General features: G+C 49.8%; 5 protein-coding genes. 4 read left to right on the forward strand and 1 reads right to left on the reverse strand.

Annotated features, from left to right (window positions below; all coding sequences use genetic code 11):
* Nucleotides 1-8 precede the first annotated feature (8 nt).
* From MTBSS4_RS17545 to MTBSS4_RS17560, 4 genes are read left to right on the forward strand one after another with little or no spacing between them, the layout of a single operon-like run.
* Nucleotides 9-548 carry a PAS domain-containing protein gene (locus MTBSS4_RS17545; RefSeq protein WP_040477208.1) on the forward strand — a complete coding sequence of 180 codons (540 nt, stop codon included), beginning with the start codon at nt 9-11 and terminating at the stop codon, nt 546-548.
* 14 nt (nt 549-562) lie between these two features.
* Nucleotides 563-1,873 (forward strand): methyl-accepting chemotaxis protein, encoded by a 1,311-nt coding sequence (locus MTBSS4_RS17550; protein ID WP_173984678.1) that lies wholly within the window; start codon nt 563-565, stop codon nt 1,871-1,873.
* Nucleotides 1,874-1,901: 28 nt separating this feature from the next.
* Entirely contained in the window at nt 1,902-3,281 is a 1,380-nt protein-coding gene (locus tag MTBSS4_RS17555) for a bacteriohemerythrin (RefSeq protein ID WP_173984679.1), read from the forward strand.
* A 30-nt stretch (nt 3,282-3,311) separates the two neighbouring features.
* Nucleotides 3,312-4,874, forward strand: a complete 1,563-nt coding sequence (locus MTBSS4_RS17560) for a hemerythrin family protein (protein WP_254432642.1) — start codon at nt 3,312-3,314, stop codon at nt 4,872-4,874.
* Nucleotides 4,875-4,904: 30 nt separating this feature from the next.
* On the opposite strand, the gene MTBSS4_RS17565 is transcribed toward MTBSS4_RS17560, so the two are convergent.
* The coding region (locus tag MTBSS4_RS17565; RefSeq protein ID WP_173984680.1) for a bacteriohemerythrin at nt 4,905-5,279 on the reverse strand (375 nt) is incomplete at its 5' end.

Below are 5,279 nucleotides of genomic sequence, written 5' to 3' on the forward strand. Positions count from 1 at the left end.
TGTCGGAGATGACGGGTGACCGTAAAACTCCATCAGGTCGCGAGCGAACTTTTGCTCATGACGAATTGATCGTCAGCAAGACCGATCCCAAAGGACGGCTGACCTACGTAAACGATGTGTTTTTGACAGTGAGCGGCTATGCCGAGGCCGAGGTGATGGGAAAGCCACATTCGGTCATACGGCACCCCGAAATGCCGCGATGCGTCTTCAAACTGCTTTGGGACACCATTGTCGATGGCCGAGAGATATTCGCATATGTGAACAACATGGCGAAGAATGGCGACAACTACTGGGTATTCGCCCATGTCACCCCGAACCTCGACGCTGCCGGTCAGATCATCGGATATCACTCCAATCGACGGGTGCCCGAGAAGGCCGCATTGGAGACGATCAAGCCGCTTTACCGTTCGCTGTTGGAAGAAGAACGCCGCCATCCAGATTCAAAGGTTGGGCTTGAGCGATCATGGAAAATGCTGAACGACGCCGTAGCAACGGCGGGATTCGATAGCTATGACCGTTTCATCTTCACCATCACGCCAGAAAATTGATCAGAGGCCGCCACATGGAATTGACCCTCGGCTCATATGCCCGAACCTTATCCCTTGGGATGCTGGTTCCTTCGTCGATCTGCTTACTGGCGGGAACATTCGGGCTGCTTGGTGGTTCGAGTATCGCCCTTTGGGTCGTGATTGTCGCATCCCTGCTTGGAGTTGTCGGAGGCATCAAGATCGGCGGTTCTGCTCGAAGAATGGCAGGTGATCTTTCCACCGCGATCCACGTGCTTGGCCGGTCCTCCAGTGGTGACCTCAATGCTCGAATTCTGGACGTCCGTGCCAGCGATGGCATTGGAGTCCTGCAACACAACATCAACCGATTGCTGGACCTCGCCGAAGCCTTTGGAAAAGAGGCATTCGCCGCAGTCGAGTCCGCCAATCATGGTCGATATTACCGCCGGATTATCACCACAGGTTTGCGTGGCGATTTCGTTCTGTACGCCAAGACCATCAACCAAGCTTTGAAGCGAATGGAAGCCAGGGACGCTGAGTTCATCGCCTTTGCCAACAATCAGGTAAAGCCGGTGGTGAATGCAGTGGCTGCCGCTGCCACAGAACTGGAAGCATCTTCGGGGGCCATGTCGGCACAGTCCACCGACACCAGCCATCAAGCCATGACGGTTGCCGCAGCGGCGGAACAAGCCTCGGTCAACGTCCAGGCCGTGGCCTCTGCCGTGGAGGAGTTCTCTGCCTCCATTAAGGAGATCAGTGCCCAGGTCCATCGTGCTGCCACCGTAGCCTCGGAAGCAGCCGGGGTTGCGTCTCGTACCGATACGACGGTCCATGGCCTCAGTGATGCCGCCCAACGGATTGGAGCCATTGTCAGCTTGATCAATGACATCGCCGCCCAGACCAATCTTTTGGCTCTCAACGCCACCATCGAAGCGGCTCGTGCCGGTGATGCCGGGAAGGGCTTTGCCGTGGTGGCGAACGAGGTCAAGAACTTGGCAAACCAAACGGCCAGGGCAACCGAAGACATCACCTCCCAGGTGGCACATATCCAGGAGGTCGCCGCCGAAGCGATCAAGGCGATCCAGGAAATCACTCGAACAGTATCCCAGATCGAGGAAACATCGTCCGCCGTGGCCGGTGCCGTGGAAGAGCAAAATGCGGTCACCGTGGAAATCGCACGTAATGTCGCGGAAGCTGCAACCGGAACGTCCGCAGTATCTTCCGCGATCATCACGGTTCAAGCGACTGCCGCAGAAGCTACCGAATCCGCTGGTCAGGTTGCGGATGCTGCATCAGAATTGTCACGGCAGTCTGAAAATCTGAGCCGAGAGGTCGATGGTTTTATCGCCCGAATTGGCGGACGGTAATCAGCGGAGTTCATGGAGATTTTGCTGAATGACGGAAGCGTGCCAAATCGCTGGGTGGTCAGACGCTTTCTCTGTAGGGAATGCTGCGATTGACAGCGATCACAAGGCATTCTTTGAAATTGCCAATTTGCTCAAGTGCGTCGATTTAGATGCAGCGGAAAGCAAATTCGTAATCGATAGTGCCTTGGCGATGCTCGAAGAATATGTCGCAGGGCACTTTCTCCGTGAAGAAAAGGCCATGGCTAAGGTTGGCTTTCAACACTTTGAAGATCATCGTGCAAAGCACTTTGCCTTCAATCGCAAAATTAATGAGGTTATCAGGCTGTATCGTGGCGGACGTTTGTCCGTTGCGGAGAAACTGCACGATCTTGTCCTTAAGTGGCTTGCAAGTCACATTATGAATGAGGACATGAAGTTCAGGTCACTGCTGACTGATGACGACGTTGATCAGAGGCCGCTTGCGTATCTTGCTCTCGACGCTCTTGAGAATGAAGAGCCTGAAAAAGTGGGAGTTCCTACTGTCATCGTGCCTGCCAAGGTGAAGATAGATTACGCTAAAATAACGGCATTAATTTGCGTTCCAAGCAGCACAATTCGATCTGGAATTAGATTCACACTAAATGAGATTGGTATTTCAAACATAGAGGAGTCAAATAACTTTATTGCCCTTGATGAATCATGCAGAAATGGCGGCTTCCAGATTGTTATCATGGACGCTGCGGTTGACGGAAATGATTCGACGTATTTCATTCGCCAAATCCGCTCTATACAAACAAATTGCGATCCATTCGTATTGACTGTATTGATCCTTTCATCAAGGGATGAAGTGGCGGTTCGTAGTGCCATGTCTTCAGGAACTGATTCTGTGCTTCTTATTCCATTCTCATCCGGCCAATTGAGAGATCAGATTGTTGGTCATGTAGAAAGGCGGAAGCCTTTTATCGTCACCCAAGATTATATTGGACCTGAACGCCGAAATGAGAATCGTCCTGGCTGTGCCTCAGCCCCACAAATCATAGTTCCGAATCCGGTCGAGGCGTTAGGGCGAGGCATTCCGATGGAGCAGTATGAATCCAAAAAAAGTGAAGCCATCCAAGTTATCGTAAATTACCGTTTAAAAAGTCTTGCTGGAGCCATAATTTTTGAATGTAACTCTTTGGCGGCTGGCGTGCGTGACGGACTGGCTACAAATGAAAGCACTTTTCGCAGCTTAACGAAGCTCGAAAATATTGCTGATGAGGTGGCAGAGAAAATTCGAAAATTTTCTGGAGCCAAATCCTACTCAGTTGAAACCTTCCGAGATAGATGTCGGGAATTGAAGGGTGGGGTGGACAAAATCACCTACGCTGATGTGGAGGAACTTTCAGCATCTGGCAGGAAGGTGTCAGAAAGCTATGTGTTACGCTGAATTATTTAAATACGACTGGAATAAATAAGAATGGCAATCGTAGCGTCTTCGTCATTAGATGTTAATGCACTCGTCGCCATCGAAAATGCAGCGACAAGGAAGCTTATTGTTTCCGTGATGCGTGAGTGTGGTTTTGCAGTTCAAGAAGAAACAAAAGATATCAGTCACACGATGCTGCACCTTGAGCATGGAAATGCATCAAACATAAATATTATCCTGTGCGATAAGCTTGGTGGAAGTGGGCACCTAAAGATTTTGAAGCATGTCCGTTGGGGGAAGGGGCAGCCACCTCAATCCCTTCCTATAATTGCCCTGGATAATCAGTGGACGGCAGATGAGCTAATCGTGGCAAGAGACGCGGGCATATCCGCCTCGCTTACGCTTCCCATCACCCGCCATACGCTGCAAATGGCGGTCACGGCGACGATGACCAAGCAGAAGGCATTTATTGCTTCGCCGATCTTCCATGGGCCGGACAGGCGTTCTGCCGTCATGAAGAGCTACAAGGGGCCGTTTAGACGGGCTGATGATGCCCAGACCCGCCGCCAAGAAGGCTCCCCGGTAATTGCCCAATCCGTAGCTCAGCGGCAAATCAAAAGTAGTGATCACCACCAAGATGTCGCTTCCAGTTCCTCTTCGGTGGATACGAAGACAGAGATGGGATGGTCTGCGGCGATTGCCACTGGCCGAGAAGATATCGATGAGCAACACCAAAAAATCATAGATTTTCTTAAAATACTTGGGGCTACTTCGAGTGCGGAATATGAAAGAAAGGCTGTGGATGACGTTCTTAATGGTCTTTCAAATTATGTAAAAATGCATTTTATGCACGAAGAGACTCTAATGGACTCCTTTGATTATGACGAGAGAGATAAGCACAAGCGGATTCATTCTGGCTTCGTTGAAAAGCTTGACAGAATAAATCGTGATGATTTCCATAATGGTGGCGGAAGCGAGAAACTGTTCTATATAATTTACAATTGGCTTGTTACGCATATTGTTAGCATTGACCGCGTCATGATCGCCAAGATGAATGGTGAATATGATGCTAATGGTGGTGGCGACCCCGTTCTTAAACAAACTGGCCTCGTAATTGAAAATGCCTACGAGTTGGCCGCAAAAATTATGAACGTTAACTTGCAAACAAGTGCAGTGGCCGATAAAAAACGGAAGACTGCATTGCTTCGTGATATTTCGAAATCTACAGAGAGGCTGATTAACCTTATGGAACTTGCTGATTCCAGGGTGCAGGTAAGTGGATGCTCTAATTTTCAGCTTAAACGGTTGGGCGAGATACGGCATGCACTGACGAAAAGTGCGGATTCTCTGGCCGTGACGGCTGCAAAAAAAATCATACGGCTTTGCGGTGATATTTTGTCCGGCAAGCAGGGCATCCCCCTTGGAATCGGGGATATCTTGCGGCGACAAATGGGCCGGGTGGCAAGCTTGACTGCGGTAATCGGTGGATTGGACGCTATGAGTTCCACCGCAAAGTCCGCAGCAATCGAGGCAAACGAGGTAGCCGGGAAAATCTTGGAAATGGAACTCGGATCAGCCGCGTCTTTGCAGGACTTTGATATTGTCGAAAAATAGCGAAACAGCAACGCCAGCCTTCGAGACGCCCTAATTGCCCTTTGGGCAAACCCAGTCTCTGTAATTCATGTCAAACTTCATAATGTGATTAAACAGCCACATCCTTAAAAATTCACTCATTTCGTTAAGGGATTGACGGTTGACCCTCCTCGACTTCGTGATGAAATAGGCCGAAGCCATTTCCTCAAGCTGAGTCTTCAAAACGCGATGTTCTCTGGCGTGCATGTTGAAATATGGATACATGCACTCTCTTTGTATTTTTTCTTCTCTCTCAAAGTGCTCCTGTGTGTAGGCGATTAGCTGCTTCAGCGTCACATGCATCGCAGCTTCATTTTGCCCATCAACTTCCCCTTCTAAGGTTTCGCATATTTTCGCAGTTACCAGGAATTGATTTATTATGCTAAT

Origin of the sequence: Magnetospirillum sp. SS-4 (assembly GCF_902729425.1) — a bacterium.
GTDB lineage: Bacteria > Pseudomonadota > Alphaproteobacteria > Rhodospirillales > Magnetospirillaceae > Phaeospirillum.

Excerpts from the sequence above, each read along its gene's own strand:
- MTBSS4_RS17550 (WP_173984678.1), top strand. The coding sequence starts at position 563 with ATGGAATTGACCCTCGGCTCATATGCCCGAACCTTATCCCTTGGGATG.
- MTBSS4_RS17555 (WP_173984679.1), top strand. The coding sequence starts at position 1,902 with ATGACGGAAGCGTGCCAAATCGCTGGGTGGTCAGACGCTTTCTCTGTA.
- MTBSS4_RS17545 (WP_040477208.1), top strand. The coding sequence starts at position 9 with ATGACGGGTGACCGTAAAACTCCATCAGGTCGCGAGCGAACTTTTGCT.
- MTBSS4_RS17560 (WP_254432642.1), top strand. The coding sequence starts at position 3,312 with ATGGCAATCGTAGCGTCTTCGTCATTAGATGTTAATGCACTCGTCGCC.